16 protein-coding genes are annotated in these 15,806 nt (G+C 46.1%); 11 read left to right on the forward strand and 5 right to left on the reverse strand.

From position 1 onward, the window contains the following. The first annotated feature begins 183 nt into the window (after positions 1-183). On the forward strand, positions 184-2,352 hold the full coding sequence (gnpA, locus tag BLCOC_RS10560; protein WP_174717655.1) for a 1,3-beta-galactosyl-N-acetylhexosamine phosphorylase: 2,169 nt from the start codon (positions 184-186) through the stop codon (positions 2,350-2,352). 711 nt (positions 2,353-3,063) lie between these two features. On the opposite strand, the gene BLCOC_RS10565 is transcribed toward gnpA, so the two are convergent. Then, positions 3,064-4,095, reverse strand: coding sequence for an ABC transporter substrate-binding protein (locus BLCOC_RS10565; RefSeq protein WP_115625269.1), 1,032 nt, complete (start codon positions 4,093-4,095; stop codon positions 3,064-3,066). Positions 4,096-4,280: 185 nt separating this feature from the next. Here BLCOC_RS10565 and BLCOC_RS10570 point away from each other — a divergent pair, with 185 nt between their 5' ends. Further along, positions 4,281-5,153, forward strand: a complete 873-nt coding sequence (locus BLCOC_RS10570; protein ID WP_115625270.1) for a helix-turn-helix transcriptional regulator — start codon at positions 4,281-4,283, stop codon at positions 5,151-5,153. A 74-nt stretch (positions 5,154-5,227) separates the two neighbouring features. On the opposite strand, the gene BLCOC_RS10575 is transcribed toward BLCOC_RS10570, so the two are convergent. Further along, positions 5,228-5,566: a helix-turn-helix domain-containing protein gene (locus tag BLCOC_RS10575; protein WP_029469614.1), complete on the reverse strand. Its 339-nt coding sequence runs from the start codon at positions 5,564-5,566 to the stop codon at positions 5,228-5,230. 159 nt (positions 5,567-5,725) lie between these two features. On the opposite strand from BLCOC_RS10575, the gene BLCOC_RS10580 reads away from it, so the two are divergent. Beyond that, positions 5,726-5,938 carry a hypothetical protein gene (locus BLCOC_RS10580; RefSeq protein ID WP_029469613.1) on the forward strand — a complete coding sequence of 71 codons (213 nt, stop codon included), beginning with the start codon at positions 5,726-5,728 and terminating at the stop codon, positions 5,936-5,938. A gap of 71 nt (positions 5,939-6,009) precedes the next feature. Here the strand turns inward: BLCOC_RS10580 and BLCOC_RS10585 are convergent, their stop codons facing one another. Then, positions 6,010-6,270 carry a hypothetical protein gene (locus BLCOC_RS10585; RefSeq protein WP_018596667.1) on the reverse strand — a complete coding sequence of 87 codons (261 nt, stop codon included), beginning with the start codon at positions 6,268-6,270 and terminating at the stop codon, positions 6,010-6,012. Between the two features lie 95 nt (positions 6,271-6,365). Further along, positions 6,366-6,848, reverse strand: coding sequence for a DUF6512 family protein (locus BLCOC_RS10590; RefSeq protein WP_029469612.1), 483 nt, complete (start codon positions 6,846-6,848; stop codon positions 6,366-6,368). A gap of 172 nt (positions 6,849-7,020) precedes the next feature. Here BLCOC_RS10590 and proC point away from each other — a divergent pair, with 172 nt between their 5' ends. Both proC and BLCOC_RS10600 read left to right on the forward strand, forming a co-directional pair. After that, the gene (gene proC, locus BLCOC_RS10595) at positions 7,021-7,815 is read left to right on the forward strand and encodes a pyrroline-5-carboxylate reductase (RefSeq protein WP_029469611.1); all 795 of its coding nucleotides are present in this window, start codon (positions 7,021-7,023) and stop codon (positions 7,813-7,815) included. Positions 7,816-7,943: 128 nt separating this feature from the next. Then, positions 7,944-8,153 carry a hypothetical protein gene (locus tag BLCOC_RS10600; RefSeq protein WP_018596670.1) on the forward strand — a complete coding sequence of 70 codons (210 nt, stop codon included), beginning with the start codon at positions 7,944-7,946 and terminating at the stop codon, positions 8,151-8,153. 22 nt (positions 8,154-8,175) lie between these two features. Here the strand turns inward: BLCOC_RS10600 and BLCOC_RS10605 are convergent, their stop codons facing one another. Then, the gene (locus BLCOC_RS10605; RefSeq protein ID WP_115625271.1) at positions 8,176-8,634 is read right to left on the reverse strand and encodes a CYTH domain-containing protein; all 459 of its coding nucleotides are present in this window, start codon (positions 8,632-8,634) and stop codon (positions 8,176-8,178) included. 152 nt (positions 8,635-8,786) lie between these two features. Here BLCOC_RS10605 and BLCOC_RS10610 point away from each other — a divergent pair, with 152 nt between their 5' ends. The 6 genes from BLCOC_RS10610 (at position 8,787) to yihA (ending at position 15,736) form a co-directional block, all read left to right on the forward strand. Continuing rightward, on the forward strand, positions 8,787-9,332 hold the full coding sequence (locus BLCOC_RS10610) for a DJ-1 family glyoxalase III (protein ID WP_115625272.1): 546 nt from the start codon (positions 8,787-8,789) through the stop codon (positions 9,330-9,332). A 123-nt stretch (positions 9,333-9,455) separates the two neighbouring features. Continuing rightward, positions 9,456-10,766 (forward strand): trigger factor, encoded by a 1,311-nt coding sequence (gene tig / locus BLCOC_RS10615; RefSeq protein WP_115625273.1) that lies wholly within the window; start codon positions 9,456-9,458, stop codon positions 10,764-10,766. Between the two features lie 51 nt (positions 10,767-10,817). After that, positions 10,818-11,399, forward strand: coding sequence for an ATP-dependent Clp endopeptidase proteolytic subunit ClpP (gene clpP / locus BLCOC_RS10620; protein WP_018596674.1), 582 nt, complete (start codon positions 10,818-10,820; stop codon positions 11,397-11,399). An 80-nt stretch (positions 11,400-11,479) separates the two neighbouring features. Continuing rightward, positions 11,480-12,775: an ATP-dependent Clp protease ATP-binding subunit ClpX gene (gene clpX / locus BLCOC_RS10625; RefSeq protein ID WP_029469607.1), complete on the forward strand. Its 1,296-nt coding sequence runs from the start codon at positions 11,480-11,482 to the stop codon at positions 12,773-12,775. A gap of 29 nt (positions 12,776-12,804) precedes the next feature. After that, positions 12,805-15,120, forward strand: coding sequence for an endopeptidase La (gene lon, locus BLCOC_RS10630; RefSeq protein ID WP_115625274.1), 2,316 nt, complete (start codon positions 12,805-12,807; stop codon positions 15,118-15,120). A 22-nt stretch (positions 15,121-15,142) separates the two neighbouring features. Next, positions 15,143-15,736, forward strand: coding sequence for a ribosome biogenesis GTP-binding protein YihA/YsxC (gene yihA / locus BLCOC_RS10635; RefSeq protein ID WP_018596677.1), 594 nt, complete (start codon positions 15,143-15,145; stop codon positions 15,734-15,736). The last annotated feature ends 70 nt before the right edge of the window (positions 15,737-15,806 follow it).

The following is a 15,806-nucleotide window of genomic DNA, read 5'->3' on the forward strand; positions in this document are numbered from 1 at the left end:
TCTTTATTGTTTGAATAAATGGTAAAAAAGCAATATATATAATATTGTGAGCAAGAAGGCGATAGACTTATGATGAAAATTTGCGTATGCTATAGATAGTAATTCGAGAGTTCCGGAGGGATGCAAAAGCAGTCTGCCGGAAAGAAAAAAGTTGAAATTTTTACCGGATGAAAGGAGATTCTTATGAGCGAAAGAGCAGAAATGAAGGGGCGGGTTACAATTCCCACAGATGTGGATGTAGTTCCGGAGACATTGGAACTTGTGAAGCGGTGGGGGGCAGATGCCATCCGTGACTGTGACGGCACAGATTACCCTGCCCAGCTTCGTGATGTGGATGCAAAAGTTTATTCTACCTATTATACGACTAGGAAAGACAACGCATGGGCAAAAGCCAATCCGGATGAGATCCAGCAGATGTATATCATGACACCTTTCTGCAATGCACCGGGCAGCGAGCTGAGTATCCATCTGATGGATCATCTGTATCCGGATATGCTGAAGGTGAATTCTAGAGATGATATCACCCGCTGGTGGGAAGTTATTGACCGTACATCCGGGGAAGTGGTTTTGCCGGCACAGTGGGAATACAGTGAAGAGACAGGGGATGTGACGATCCATGACACAGTACCTTTCCATGACTATACCGTGAGCTTTCTTGCCTATATCATGTGGGACCCGGTACATATGTATAATGCAGTGACAAATGACTGGAAGGACGTGGAAAAGCAGATCACCTTTGATGTGCGTCAGCCCAAGACCCATAAATTTTCCATGGAGAGGCTGCGTAAATATATACAGGATAATCCTCATATTGATGTTATCCGTTACACCACATTTTTCCACCAGTTTACTCTTATCTTTGACGAACTGGCAAGGGAAAAGTATGTGGACTGGTATGGATATTCCGCGTCGGTAAGTCCGTATATTCTGGAACAGTTTGAGGCTGAGGTGGGATATAAATTCCGTCCGGAGTATATCATTGACCAGGGATATATGAACAACACATACCGCATCCCCTCAAAAGAGTTTAAGGATTTCCAGAGATTCCAGAGACGGGAAGTTGCAAAGCTGGCAAAAGAGATGGTGGATATCACACATGAGTGCGGCAAAGAAGCCATGATGTTCCTGGGTGATCATTGGATCGGAACCGAACCGTTCATGGATGAGTTTCAGACTATTGGACTGGACGCTGTAGTGGGGAGTGTGGGAAATGGTTCCACGCTGCGTCTGATCAGTGATATTGAGGGCGTCAGCTATACAGAGGGACGCTTCCTTCCCTATTTCTTCCCGGATACTTTCCACGAAGGCGGTGATCCGGTGAAGGAGGCAAAGGTAAACTGGGTGACAGCCAGGAGAGCTATCCTGAGAAAGCCCATTGACCGTATTGGATACGGCGGATATCTGAAGCTGGCCATGCAGTTCCCGGATTTTATTGACTATGTGGAGAGTGTATGCCAGGAATTCAGGACACTGTACAACAACATAAAAGGGACCACACCTTACTGTGTAAAACGTGTGGCAGTGCTGAATAGCTGGGGTAAAATGCGTGCATGGGGCAATCATATGGTACACCATGCCATCTACTACAAACAGAATTATTCTTATGCCGGTATCATCGAGGCACTCAGCGGTGCTCCCTTTGATGTGAAATTCATCAGTTTTGATGATATCAGAGAGAATCCGGACATCCTGAAAGATATTGATGTTATTCTCAACGTAGGGGGTGCCTACACTGCGTATTCCGGAGGGGAGAACTGGGCGGATGAGAAAATCCTCACAGCGGTGAAGCGCTTCGTATACGAAGGCGGCGGATTTATCGGAGTGGGAGAACCCACAGCCTGCCAGAGAGAAGGCCGTTACTTCCAGCTCTCCGGTGTGATGGGAGTGGAAAAAGAAAACGGATTCACTCTGAATGTGGACAAATACAACTGGGAGGAGCATGAACACTTTATCACAGAGGACTGCAGAGGGGATGTAGACTTTGGCGAGGGACAGAAGAGTATCTTTGCGTTCCCGGAAACTACCATCATTAAGCAGACAGATAAGGAAGTGCAGCTTGCGGCCAATGATTTCGGAGATGGAAGAAGCGTATACATCAGCGGACTTCCCTACAGCTTTGAGAACAGCAGGCTTCTCTATCGGGCGATCCTCTGGTCATCCCACGATGAGGAGAACCTGCACAAGTGGTTTTCCGAGAATTATAATGTGGAAGTCCATGCGTATGTGAAAAACGGAAAATACTGCGTGGTCAACAATACGTATGAACCCCAGGATACCGTAGTGTATAAAGGCGATGGAAGCAGCTTTGCCCTGCATCTGGAGGCTAATGAGATCATATGGTATGAAATCTGATCAATAATAAGAAGCAGAGACGTAAAAGCGGCGGTACAATCAGTGAAGATGCTGACTGTATCACCGCTTTTACAGCAAGAAGTTTAAAGGATTGTTATTCGCTTTTTAATTTTCGGGACAGCATGATTTTCCACAGTTTATTTCGCTTTACCCTGTGAACGATTTTGCAGGTTTTGTGGCAGTGATTGCATGTGCCAAGATATTCATATACCATCACGTCATTTCTATTTAAATTCAGATGATATACTTCATTCAAACAAGTTCTGCAATATTCCAATTCATGGATTTTTTCGTTTTTAGTCATTCATATCCCAACTTTCTGTAATTATGTAATCTTAAATCTGCGTTTTAATAAAATCTTAATAAAAAGCGATAAAATAATTTTAGCAGGTTTTCGGCAGTTTGGCACAGCAGTTCGCGCAGAAAAACGGCATTTCGCGTTACATCTGGCAGGGATAACCTCATAAAAAGCGAAAAAACAGTTGAGCGCCAGTGAAGATGCCGGCAACACAACTGCTTTTTCAGCAAGAAGTTCAAAGGATTTTACACCACTTTTTACAGGTATCAGACATAAAAAGTGATATACTGGTATAATATCAGATTGAAAACGATATTGCAATAGGCTGATTAAAAAAGATGGCAGTATTTTACAGGTTTTTTAAAGAAACACGTATTCTGAAAATCATGATATCAGTTCTAAACTGATACGGCTTATTTTTTTGCGTTCTCTGCGTAATCCGTGACTACAAGGTTAGAGTAGTCTACTCTTGCTTTTAATTCACCTGCACTGTCCAGGATATCCTGAAGAAGCTCAAAACTCTCCTTTTCAAAGACAAGGTTATCCTTCCAGGTGTCCTGGTCCTTATAACGTTTTACGATGGTGGTGATGGTATCCAGATCGTTTTCCTTGAATTGAGGTTTTATGATCTTGGCGATTTCTTCAGCGGAGTGGCTGTTCACATAGTCCATACCCTTTTGCAGGGCATTGACAAATCCCTGAACGATCTCCGGATTTTTTTCCATGAAACTTTTTTTGGCACTGTAAGCCGTATAGGGGACATAACCGGAATCCACACCACAGGAGGCCACCACATAGCCGGCGCCTTCCTTTTCAAGGGCTGTGGCACTTGGCTCGAATTCTACCGTAAAGTCTCCCTGGCCCCCGGAAAAAGCAGCAGCAGTGGAACCAAAATCAATACTCTGGTCAATGTTCATATCCTTCTGCGGGTCAAGTCCGTTCTGCTTCAGGATATATTCAAATACCATTTCCGGCATACCGCCTGCACGCCCTCCTAAAATATCTTTGCCTTTCAGATCACTCCATTTGAAATCAGGCATCTCTTTTCTGGCTACCAGGAAGTTTCCCGCCCGCTGAGTAAGCTGTGCGAAGTTGACAACAGCGTCATTGGCTCCTTCCTGGTAGGCATATACGGAGGCCTCTGCTCCCATAAAACCGATATCTGCATCCCCGGAGAGGACCGCCGTCATGGTTTTGTCGGCGCCAAAACCGGTCACGCACTCTAAACGGATACCCTCTTTTGTAAAGTAGCCCTCCTCGATGGCCACATACTGAGGCGCGTAGAAGATAGAGTGGGCAACCTCGTTTAATTTTACATCCACCAGCTCTTTTTCCGTTCCGGAATCTTTGGAATCTTTTTCACTCTTTTCTGACTTCTGACAGCCTGTAAGGCACATGGAAGCGCAGAGTGTGACTGCGAGTAAAACGGATAAAATCTTTTTCATAGTTCCCTCCTGTTATTTGGTACAAGAAAATATTCCCAAAGGCTTTTTGGTGCTTTGGGACATATAATACAGTATGAAATAGGCTTGTCAGATGTTCCGGTACCATTTGTTTTAAAAACAGGCTTGTTCCCAAGGGGGAAAAATTTTATAATGGAGGTACAAAGAGAAAACAGGAGAAACTGTATATGAGCAACCAGAGATATTCCATGGACCCTCCTCCTATGTCACTGTCTGTCCAGCTTTTGTATGTGACATGCGCCAGGTCTGACAAGGACTGGCACAGCATGGAGCATTCCCATTATTTTGCGGAGCTTTTTTTTATAACAAAGGGGGAGGGGTGTTTTATCATAGACAACAAAAGAGTCCCTGTGCGGGAAAGAGATTTGGTGTTAGTAAACCCCGGTGTTTCCCATACAGAGCTGGGAAATAAGATAAGTCCCTGGGAATACATTGCCCTGGGCATTGAAGGACTGCAGTTTCATTCACAGGAGAAGAAGGGACCTTATGATTACAGTATCCACGTTCTGGGACAGAGCCAATCTAGGATATCAGACTGCCTCATACAGATGGCTTCGGAGGCGCGTCTGGAAGAGCCAGACAGCGGGGCAGTCTGCCAGAAGCTTTTGGAACTGCTGCTCCTCTATATTACCAGATATACCCGTCAGAACATTCTGGCTGCACCGCCGAAAAAAGTCACCAAGGAGTGCCGTTTTGTGGAACAGTACATCAATGAGCATTACTTTGAGGAGATCACCCTGGAGTCTTTGAGTCTTCTGGCCCATATCAACAAATACTATCTGGTGCATGCGTTTAAAGCCTACAAGGGGATTTCCCCCATTGGCTATCTCACCCAAAAACGGCTGTCAGAGGCTATGCATCTTTTAGAGACAACAAATTATCCGGTCACAAAAATATCAGGTATGGTCGGATATTCTTCCCAATCCTATTTTTCCCAGGCTTTTCGCAGAATGACATCCATGTCTCCCAATGAGTACAGAAAGAAGAATGAAAGACAGATGTTGGAAAATAAACAGGACTTGGATCAGCACACCCGGTAAAAAAGCCGTAAGAAGTAAAAAATGCCGCGGGCTGCAGTATTGTGATATAACTGCAGTCCGCGGCATTTTGTATTTTATTTTTGCAGACGTTTGGTCAAAGCCCATAAGAGCTGCTGGTCATCATGGTTCAGTTCCTTCATGTCCTGATAAAGGTTCTTAAATTGTTCAGGACAGACAATACTCTCATCAAAAAATTCTTTTGGTGTAACATTCAGGTAATCACAGATATAGAAAAATACAGTCATGGAGGGAAGTCCTTTTTTATTTTCCAGTCCGTTGATATAACCTGGATTCTGGCCGATGGAAAGGCTCATGTCTCTTGCTGAGACCTTCTTCGCTGACCTGAGCTGCGTAAGACGGTCATAAAACAAATCTTCATAATTGTTTTCTTCAAAAGTATTCTCGCTGTGCATATTTTCACCACCTATATATGATATTCTACACGATACTATGTTCAAGAATATCGTTTTTAATACGTAATCTGTCTTGAAATATCGTATTGTATCTGATATTATGAAAAGAAATATTGGATTCATTAAGATATTATTAAAATATAGGGAGCAGGAGTGAAAATGACGAGAAACGAAAGAATACATGGATTGGGATACTGCAGGTCATGTCTGAATGAAACCTATGGCCTGAGGCTGAAAAGAGAGGACGTACTTGTATATGAATATATTGGACAGTGTATGAAATGCGGGAATACCTGCCATATCGTCCATAGGGTCAAGAAGAACAAAGTCTGGAAGCTTTTAGGCTCCCGTAAGCTGAAAAGTGAATGCTGAACCGTATGAAAAGAGGGGACATCCGCATGATATTCACGCGGGTATCCCCTCTTTTTGTGGTACCTCCAAGATCAGAGCCTGGGAGTTTTCTTTTCTCTGTTTTTCAGATATTCCTTTACGCCCTCCACATCACTGTAGGCAAAATGACGCAGTTCCTTTTCTGTCATCTGTCCCAGTTCATCCAGATCAGAGCTGCCGGTAACAGGGCAGATGGGAAGAAGTTCTTCAGCGGTTAGGCCGAATTCCTCCATCTGTTGTGGAGATATGTATTGTGTCACCTCTATCTTATTGCAGGATTTGCAGTGGTACACAGAAAACATTTCATTACTCATATCTTTTTCTCCTTTGTCAGAATAACAATATCATAATACAAGAATGAGAAAAAGTACAGGGGAGACAGAAAAATGGCAGCCGGACAGTTACATTTTTACAGCATAAAGAAGATGGAAATTATGGCGAAGGCGGACAAGAGAATATAGAGGGCTGTCCGGCTGATGCGGCACAAAAGAGCTGGGAGCTTTTTCCTGCACAGGGTGTAGGACAGCAGGTAGGTGATAAAAACGCTGAGAATAAAGATAAGGATATCAGCCCACAGATAGCTCTTTTTGGTGAACAGGGTGTATGCATAAAAGAGTGCGGGTATGGACAGCAGTCCTGCGTATAGTCCTATGAGGTTTTTACACAGCAGGTCCGGACAGCGGTAAGAGAGCAGGCGCTGCTCTGTCAGCATAAAGAGAAGTGCCGGGAAAAACAACAGTTTCAGATGCTCCCATACGCTCTCGTTTACGGGACTGAAAAATCCTACCAGGAAAAAATTACCGGACCACCCATAAAAGAAGTGGGACAGGGAACCAAGTATGATGGTGAACAGGATGCCGATTACGGTAAAGACTTTAAATGATTGCTGCATAGACAGACCTCCGGGGATTTTACATGCATTATGTTTAAAAATATGCGGGGAATTGAAAAAATATATGTACGACACTTGAAAAAACAGGTGCAACAGAGGATAATGAGTAGGAAAAGGTAACTATAAGGGGACTGAACAGTTACAGGAAAAGGTAAAATGAGGAGGATAACAGATGAAACTTGGATTTATTGGATGCGGCAATATGGCTTCTGCCATTATAGGCGGCATTTTGGAGAAAGAGATTGCAGGCAGGGAGGATATCACAGCATCCACAAAGTCAGAGGAATCTGCAGCTAAGATAAAGGAAAAACTGGGGATTGCCTGCGGCACAGACAACAGGAAAACAGCAGAAACATCCGATATTGTATTTCTAGCTGTGAAGCCGCAGTTTCTGGAAGAGGTGATCGCTGAGATAAAAGATGTGCTTTGCAGCAGCCAGTTGATTATCTCCATTGCAGCGGGCAAGACTATGGACTGGCTGGAGGAACGCATAGGCAGTGATAAGAAGATCATCCGCACTATGCCGAACACACCTGCCCTGGTAGGTGAAGGGATCACAGGAGTCTGCAAAAATGCTCTGGTGGAGGAAAGTGAGCTGGAGGATGCCCTGGTGCTGCTCCGCTCCTTCGGAAGAGCAGAGGTGGTGTCAGAACCGATGCTGGATGTAGTGGGGGCTGTCAGCGGAAGCTCTCCGGCTTTTGTTTTCATGTTCATTGAGGCGATGGCGGACGGTGCCGTGGCTGAAGGGATGCCCAGAAAAAAAGCCTATGAGTTTGCGGCACAGGCTGTGCTGGGCAGTGCGAAAATGGTCCTTGAGACAGGCATGCACCCTGGTGAACTCAAGGATATGGTGTGCTCACCGGCAGGAACCACCATCGAAGGGGTTGGTGTCCTGGAGCGCAAGGGCATGCGGAGCGCTGTGACGGACTGTATCCGCGCATGTGTGAAAAAAACCAGGGAACTGTAGAAAATAGGCAATGTCTTGACGGGGATTAGCAATATTTCTCATTGCAAGAAATGCAAACTGCTGTTAAAATATAAGAAAAGGCAAAAAAGCGCATGCATGCTGCTTGGCCGAGACAGAAGAGGTCGCATATGGACTATATTTTTGAAATCAGCGTATGGCTGCTGGACAGCGGTAATACATTTCTGCGGTTTTGGGGAAAGCTGCTCTATAAGATTCCAAGGGCATATACTAAGAGACTGGAGAAAACAAGAAAAGGGGAAGAAGCACTGGAAGAGGAGATTGAGAAGCGCCGGGAGGATACCTGGCACAAAATCATGAAAAGCCTCGGTGAAGAGTGATCTTGCAGCAGACAGGCCCGCATCACTGCGGCCTGTCTGTTCCTGATGAAAGGGAACTGTTGTGGTATCTGGATGAAAAAGTGACTTCCTCACCGAACCAGCAGGGCGGTGTGAAAGAATTGGCTGACTCCACATCCGGAAACTCCACTTCTGCCAGGTAAAGCCCCTCATAGGGAGCCTGAAATACATCAAGTTCAATGGTAAGCCCCCCGTCAAGGGGCAGCAGATATCTGGATTTTGAGAGGACGATGCCGTCCGCCTTTTCTTTCAGATGACAATAGGACGCTTTATTCAAGGGGAGATTATACTCCTCCCGCACCATATGTCCTTCCCCTTTATAGGTGAGGATATATGTGTCATCCTGTCTTCGTATGCGGACAACCGGGTTCGTGTTCAGATAAGCCTGCTCGATCCTGTGGCAGGGATAGTTATCCAGATCTCCGGGCAGTTCTTTAATAAGAAATTTTCTTTCTATTTCCATTTCTGCATGACCTCCTTCTTCTATATTAATGTATAACATATATTTTATAAAAAAGAAACGGAAGTTTTAGAATTAACCGTCATTCCTATGGTATAATAAGCAGGTATACAGGATTTTATACGTGTTTGATTTTATGACAGGGAGGTACTTATATGGCAAAAGTTTGTGTGTTTACCGCAGATGGTTTTGAGGAAGTGGAAGGTCTGACTGTGGTCGATCTTTTGAGAAGAGCCGGGGAAGAGGTGCTCATGGTATCCATTTCCGACAATCTGAGCGTGACCGGTTCCCATGGGATTGAGATAAAAGCAGATGTATTTTTTGATGATGTGGACTACAGCACAGTGGATCTGCTGGTTCTGCCCGGAGGTATGCCGGGAACCGTTCATCTGGGAGAGCATCAGAGGCTTGCAGAGCTGTTGCAGAGCTTTGCCGCATCGGACAGAAAAGTGGCTGCGATCTGCGCAGCGCCCAGTGTCCTGGGCGGCCTTGGAATCTTAAAGAACAAAAAGGCAGCCTGTTATCCCGGATTTGAGGAGAAGCTGGAGGGCGCCCAGGTCTTTACAGACCCGGTGGTAAAGGATGGGAATATCACTACCAGTAGAGGCGTGGGAACCGCCATTTCCTTTGCGCTGGAACTGATTTCCCAGTTGGAGGGAGAGGTGAAGGCCCGTCAGATCAAAAAATCCATTGTTTCATAAAAAAATGCTGGTATTTTTAAACTCCTTGTGCTATACTGTGATAATGACTGTAAGTATGATAAAGTGTCCGTTTTGGGCAGGAATGCATGAATACATATAGAATTCAAGGAGGAATCATTTAAAATGAGCGTACAGGTAGAAAACTTAGAGAAGAACATGGCGAAGCTTACTATTGAGGCTTCCGCTGAAGATTTTGAAAAAGCAATACAGGCTGCTTACCAGAAAAACAAAAATAAAGTCAGCATTCCGGGCTTCCGTAAAGGAAAAGCTCCCCTTGCGATGATCGAGAAAATGTACGGAGCAGGCATCTTCTATGAAGATGCAGCCAATGCGCTGATCCAGTCTGAGTATCCCAAGGCAGCAGATGAGTGCGGCCTGGATATTGTATCCCAGCCGGAAATCGACGTGGTACAGATTGAAAAAGGCAAACCTTTCATCTTCACAGCGGAAGTAGCTGTAAAACCTGAAGTGACTCTGGGAGAATACAAAGGTGTAGAGGTAGAGGTTGCCAAAGCAGAAGTGACAGAAGAAGAAATCGCAGGCGAGCTGAAAAAAGAGCAGGAGAACAACTCCAGAACCATCGACGTGGACGACAGAGCAGTGGAAAACGGCGATATGATCACTCTTGACTTCGAGGGATTTGTAGACGGAGAGGCATTTGAAGGCGGAAAAGGCACAGATTATCCTCTGACCATTGGCTCCAACTCTTTCATCCCCGGATTTGAAGAGCAGTTAGTGGGCGCTGTGATCGGTGAGGAAAAAGAAGTCAATGTGACTTTCCCGGAAGATTACCATGCAAATGATCTGGCTGGCAAAGCTGCCGTATTCAAATGCAGTGTGAAAGCGATCAAAGTAAAAGAGCTTCCTGAGTTGGATGACGAATTCGCAAAAGATGTATCTGAGTTTGACACTCTGGAAGAGTACAAAAAAGATATTGCGCAGAAACTGAAAGAGCGCAAAGAAGACGTTGCAAAACGTGAAAAAGAAGACAAAGTAGTGGATGCTATCATTGAGAATGCCCAGATGGACATTCCGGAAGCAATGGTTCAGAACCAGATCCGTCAGTTAGTGGATGACTTCGTAAGAAGACTGCAGTCTCAGGGATTATCCATTGACCAGTATTATCAGTTCACCGGTCTTGACAATGCCAAGATCCAGGAGCAGATGAGACCTCAGGCACTGAAGAGGATCCAGAGCCGTCTGGTACTGGAGAAGGTCGCTGAAGTTGAGAACATCCAGGTTACCGATGAAAAAGTAGACGAAGAAATCGCAAAAATGGCTGAAATGTACAAAATGGAAGCCGATAAATTAAAAGAATTAATGGGCGACTACGAGAAAGAGCAGATGAAGAAAGATATCGCTGTTCAGGAAGCTGTTACCTTAGTGGCTGACGCTGCAAAAGTGACAGAAGTAGTGGAAAAGACAGAGGAGTAACGAGCAAAAGGTTCGTTTCTCAGGCCCGTGTGACAGAATAGGAGGAGTTTCATGAGTTTAGTACCATACGTCATTGAACAGAACAGCAGAGGAGAGAGGAGTTATGATATCTACTCCAGGCTGTTAAAGGATAGGATTATTTTTCTGGGTGAGGAAGTTAATGACACAACAGCCAGTCTGACTGTGGCACAGCTTTTATTCCTGGAATCAGAAGACCCGGGAAAGGATATTCATCTGTATATCAACAGTCCGGGCGGTTCTGTGACAGCAGGATGGGCTATCTATGATACCATGCATTACATTAAATGTGATGTTTCCACGATCTGCATTGGTATGGCTGCGAGCATGGGTGCATTTCTGCTGGCAGGCGGAGCAAAAGGAAAAAGATTTGCGCTTCCCAATGCGGAGATCATGATCCATCAGCCGTCTGGCGGCGCAAAAGGACAGGCTACGGAAATTCAGATTGTTGCCGACATGATCTTGAAGACAAAGAAGAAACTGAATGAGACTCTGGCCGCCAACACAGGTCAGCCTTTTGAAGTCATTGCCAGAGATACGGAAAGAGATTATTATATGTCCGCGGAAGAGGCAAAGGCTTATGGTCTGATTGACAGTGTGATCGAGCACAGGTAAGAACGAATGATAAGACTCCTGCGGTGTTTGCTGCGGGGGTCTTTCGGCATTAATACGGAAAACAAGAAAGGAATAGAAGAATGGCGATAAAAGGAAACGAGCCCAAGATCCGCTGCTCTTTCTGCGGAAAGACAGAAGAACAGGTACGGAAACTGATTGCAGGACCCAGCGGTACTTACATCTGTGATGAATGTGTGGAAATCTGCGCAGAGATCATAGATGAGGACAGTGCAGGGTATACGGAGGACGGCAACGGAGAGATCAATCTGCTGAAACCACAGGAGATCAAGACATTTCTGGATGACTATGTGATCGGACAGGATGAGGCAAAAAAAGTGCTGTCTGTAGCCGTTTACAATCACTATAAGCGCGTTATGGCCGGAAAAGATTCCGATATTGAACTTCAGAAGAGCAATATCCTTATGCTTGGCCCAACCGGTTCCGGCAAGACATTGCTGGCGCAGACCCTGGCCAGGCTTTTAAATGTGCCTTTTGCGATTGCAGATGCCACAACTCTGACAGAAGCCGGTTACGTGGGCGAGGATGTGGAGAATATACTGCTGAAGATCATTCAGGCTGCCGATTATGATATTGACCGTGCACAGTACGGCATTATTTACATTGATGAGATTGATAAGATCACAAGGAAATCAGAAAATGCATCCATCACAAGAGATGTATCAGGGGAGGGTGTTCAGCAGGCACTGCTGAAAATCCTGGAAGGCACTGTTGCCAGTGTTCCGCCTCAGGGAGGAAGAAAGCATCCCCATCAGGAATTCCTGCAGATTGACACCACAAATATCCTCTTTATCTGCGGCGGTGCCTTTGAGGGACTCAACAAGATAATCGAAAACAGGATGGATACCAAAGCCATTGGATTCAATGCTGTGGTGACAGACAGAAAAGACAGAAATGTGGGAGAGATCCTGAAAGAGGTAATGCCTCAGGATCTGGTTAAATTCGGTATGATACCGGAGTTTGTGGGCCGTGTTCCCGTAGTGGTATCCTTAGATGCCCTGGATGAGGAAGCCTTGGTTAAGATTTTAAAAGAGCCGAGAAATTCACTTATCAGACAATATAAGAGACTTTTTGAGATTGACGGCGTGGACCTGGACTTTGATGATGATGCCCTGATAGCCATTGCCAAAAAGTCTATGGAAAGAAAAACAGGAGCCAGAGGACTGCGCGCTATTATGGAGAATACCATGATGGATCTTATGTACACGGCACCTTCGGATGAGACCATCCGCTCCTGCAAGATCACAAAAGAGTTGGTAGAAGGAAAGGGTCAGGCCTTAATTGAACATGGGGAAATGCAGCCGCCTACAAGGAGAAATAAAGGCGGGCGCAAGAGGGGGACACCGGAAACTGCATAAATATGCACAGAGATTAAGGAGGCGCGGGAATGAGTGACATAATTTATAATCTGCCAGCCATCGCCCTTAGAGGTACAACTATCCTTCCTGACATGATCGTCCATTTTGACGTGAGCAGGGAAAAGTCCATACAGGCTATTGAGAAAGCTATGATGCAGGACCAGCGGGTACTTCTGATCACCCAGAAAGATCCTGCCGTGGAGGACCCGGCGCAGGAGGATTTATATAAAATCGGAACTGTTGCGGAGATAAAGCAGCTTGTGAAACTGCCGAAAAATATAGTCCGTGTCCTGGTAGAGGGAATGGAGCGGGCAGAACTCCTCCGTTTTACGGAAAGCGAATACTATCTGAATGCTGAGGCGGCTACATTTGATGAGGAGGAGCTGAATCATGTGGAAGAGAGTGTGGGGGAAGCCATGCTCCGCGGCATTAAGGAGATATTTGTCAAATACTGCAGTGTGAATCCCAAGATGAGCAAAGAACTGGCTGGTCAGATCCTGGAGCTTGACGATGTGGGCAAGGTCATTGACCAGATATCCATACATCTGCCTATGAAATATGAGGACAGACAGAAGGTTTTAGAAGCTGTGACACTGGAAGAACGCTATGAAGCGCTGGGTATCATACTCACCAATGAAATAGAGGTTCTGGAGATCGGTGCCGAGCTGCAGAGCAAGGTAAAAGAACGGGTGGATAAGAACCAGAGGGAATATATCCTCAGGGAACAGCTCAAAGTGATCCGGGAAGAACTGGGGGAAGACGACACCCGCTCTGAGGCGGACCAGTTCCGCGAGGAGGCAAAAAAGCTGAAGGCTTCCCGGGAAGTAAAAGAGAAGATAATAAAAGAAGTGGAGCGCTTCAAAAACACTGGAGGCAGTCAGGCTGAGTCCAGTGTGATGCGCAGTTATATCGAGACACTTCTCTCTCTGCCCTGGGATAAGATGACCAGGGATAATAAGAATCTGAAAGAGGCCAACAAAGTCCTGGAAACAGACCACTACGGACTTGAAAAGGTGAAGGAACGCATCATGGAATTTCTGGCGGTGCGCACACTCACCAAAAAGGGTGAAAGCCCCATTCTCTGTCTGGTAGGGCCTCCCGGAACAGGCAAGACATCCATTGCCAAGTCCGTGGCGCGGGCGCTTCACAAGGAGTATGTCCGTATCTGTCTGGGCGGTGTGCGGGATGAGGCTGAGATCCGCGGTCATAGAAGAACTTATATCGGTGCCATGCCGGGCAGGATCGCCAATGGGCTGATGCAGGCAGGGGTTAAGAACCCGCTGATGCTTCTGGATGAGATCGACAAAGTCAGCAGTGATTATAAAGGCGACACCTCATCTGCACTTTTAGAGGTTCTGGATTCTGAGCAGAACAACAAGTTCAGGGATCACTATGTGGAGATCCCTCTGGATCTGTCAGAGGTACTGTTTATTGCCACAGCCAATGACCTGCAGACCATACCGAGGCCCCTGCTGGACCGTATGGAGATCATTGAGGTGAGCAGCTATACAGAAAATGAAAAGTGGCATATTGGCCGTGAACACCTGGTTCCAAAGCAGATGAAGATCCATGGTCTGAAAGAAGGACAGCTCATCTTAGAGGATGAAGCCCTGCGGGAGATGATCACCGGTTATACAAAAGAAGCCGGTGTCAGGGAGCTGGAGCGTAAGATCGGTGAAATATGCCGGAAAACCGCCAGGCGGATCCTGGAGGATAAGCAGGAATCCGTTACTGTGAGCACAGAGAATCTGGAAGAGTTTCTTGGCAGAGCAAAATTCACCTATCAGAGGAAGAACAATTCGGATGAGATCGGAATCGTCCGCGGACTGGCATGGACCAGTGTGGGCGGTGACACTCTTCAGATCGAGGTGAACCTCATGCCCGGCAAAGGCGAGTTCATGCTGACAGGACAGTTAGGGGACGTGATGAAAGAGTCAGCCCAGACAGGCATAAGCTACATCCGTTCCATTGCGGATAAATATAATATCAAACCGGAATTTTTCCAGGAACATGATCTACATATCCACATTCCTGAGGGAGCTGTCCCAAAAGACGGTCCTTCTGCGGGAATCACCATGGCTGCGGCCATGCTCTCCGCAGTGACAGGAACCCCGGTGAAGGCAAATCTTGCCATGACCGGTGAGATCACCCTTCGGGGCAGAGTTCTGCCCATCGGAGGCCTGAAGGAAAAACTTCTGGCGGCCAAGAGTGCCGGTATTGAAAATGTGCTGGTCCCGGCGGAGAACAGACCGGATATTGAGGAAATGGAACAAGAGATCACAGACGGCCTAACGATTACGTTTGTCAGCACCATGGAAGAAGTGCTGGCGCAGGCTTTTGTCTGAAACCATATTCGGAGGATGAAAGATGGTAATTAAAAATGTATCATTGGATATTGTATGCGGTGTGACAAGCACGCTTCCCAAAACGGAGCTGCCGCACATTGCATTTGCGGGGAAATCCAACGTGGGGAAGTCTTCCCTGATCAATGCGCTTATGAACAGGAAATCCCTGGCAAGGACCAGCGCATCCCCCGGAAAGACACAGACTATAAATTTTTATAATGTGAATGATGCGTTATATCTGGTGGATCTGCCGGGATACGGGTATGCAAAAGTGGCCCAGGCAGTAAAGGAACAGTGGGGAAAGCTCATTGAGAGATATCTGCAGAATACAGGAGAATTGAGAGCAGTATTTCTTCTGATCGATATCCGCCATGACCCATCTGCTAACGATAAAACCATGTATGACTGGATTGTGCACAACGGATATGAGCCGATTATCATAGCAACAAAAGTGGACAAATTAAAGAGAAGCCAGGTACCTAAGCATGTAAAAGCCCTGAAAGAAGGGCTGGCACTGCGCCCGGGTACAGCGGTGATCCCGTTCTCGGCTGAGACAAAGCAGGGAAGAGAGGAAATCTGGGAGCTGGCGGAAAGTTTGCTGTTTGAGCCGGCGTAGAACCGTGTAGAGATACGAGGGAGTGTCGCTTTGACAGCGGCGCTCCCTGTTTTTTTACATCTTTAAAAAC

This window comes from Blautia coccoides (assembly GCF_034355335.1).
Lineage (GTDB): Bacteria > Bacillota > Clostridia > Lachnospirales > Lachnospiraceae > Blautia > Blautia producta.

Excerpts from the sequence above, each read along its gene's own strand:
- gnpA (WP_174717655.1), top strand. The coding sequence starts at position 184 with ATGAGCGAAAGAGCAGAAATGAAGGGGCGGGTTACAATTCCCACAGAT.
- BLCOC_RS10565 (WP_115625269.1), bottom strand. The coding sequence starts at position 4,095 with ATGAAAAAGATTTTATCCGTTTTACTCGCAGTCACACTCTGCGCTTCC.
- tig (WP_115625273.1), top strand. The coding sequence starts at position 9,456 with ATGAGCGTACAGGTAGAAAACTTAGAGAAGAACATGGCGAAGCTTACT.
- BLCOC_RS10590 (WP_029469612.1), bottom strand. The coding sequence starts at position 6,848 with ATGCAGCAATCATTTAAAGTCTTTACCGTAATCGGCATCCTGTTCACC.
- lon (WP_115625274.1), top strand. The coding sequence starts at position 12,805 with ATGAGTGACATAATTTATAATCTGCCAGCCATCGCCCTTAGAGGTACA.
- BLCOC_RS10610 (WP_115625272.1), top strand. The coding sequence starts at position 8,787 with ATGGCAAAAGTTTGTGTGTTTACCGCAGATGGTTTTGAGGAAGTGGAA.
- BLCOC_RS10600 (WP_018596670.1), top strand. The coding sequence starts at position 7,944 with ATGGACTATATTTTTGAAATCAGCGTATGGCTGCTGGACAGCGGTAAT.
- yihA (WP_018596677.1), top strand. The coding sequence starts at position 15,143 with ATGGTAATTAAAAATGTATCATTGGATATTGTATGCGGTGTGACAAGC.
- clpP (WP_018596674.1), top strand. The coding sequence starts at position 10,818 with ATGAGTTTAGTACCATACGTCATTGAACAGAACAGCAGAGGAGAGAGG.
- BLCOC_RS10605 (WP_115625271.1), bottom strand. The coding sequence starts at position 8,634 with ATGGAAATAGAAAGAAAATTTCTTATTAAAGAACTGCCCGGAGATCTG.
- BLCOC_RS10585 (WP_018596667.1), bottom strand. The coding sequence starts at position 6,270 with ATGAGTAATGAAATGTTTTCTGTGTACCACTGCAAATCCTGCAATAAG.
- BLCOC_RS10570 (WP_115625270.1), top strand. The coding sequence starts at position 4,281 with ATGAGCAACCAGAGATATTCCATGGACCCTCCTCCTATGTCACTGTCT.
- BLCOC_RS10575 (WP_029469614.1), bottom strand. The coding sequence starts at position 5,566 with ATGCACAGCGAGAATACTTTTGAAGAAAACAATTATGAAGATTTGTTT.
- clpX (WP_029469607.1), top strand. The coding sequence starts at position 11,480 with ATGGCGATAAAAGGAAACGAGCCCAAGATCCGCTGCTCTTTCTGCGGA.
- proC (WP_029469611.1), top strand. The coding sequence starts at position 7,021 with ATGAAACTTGGATTTATTGGATGCGGCAATATGGCTTCTGCCATTATA.
- BLCOC_RS10580 (WP_029469613.1), top strand. The coding sequence starts at position 5,726 with ATGACGAGAAACGAAAGAATACATGGATTGGGATACTGCAGGTCATGT.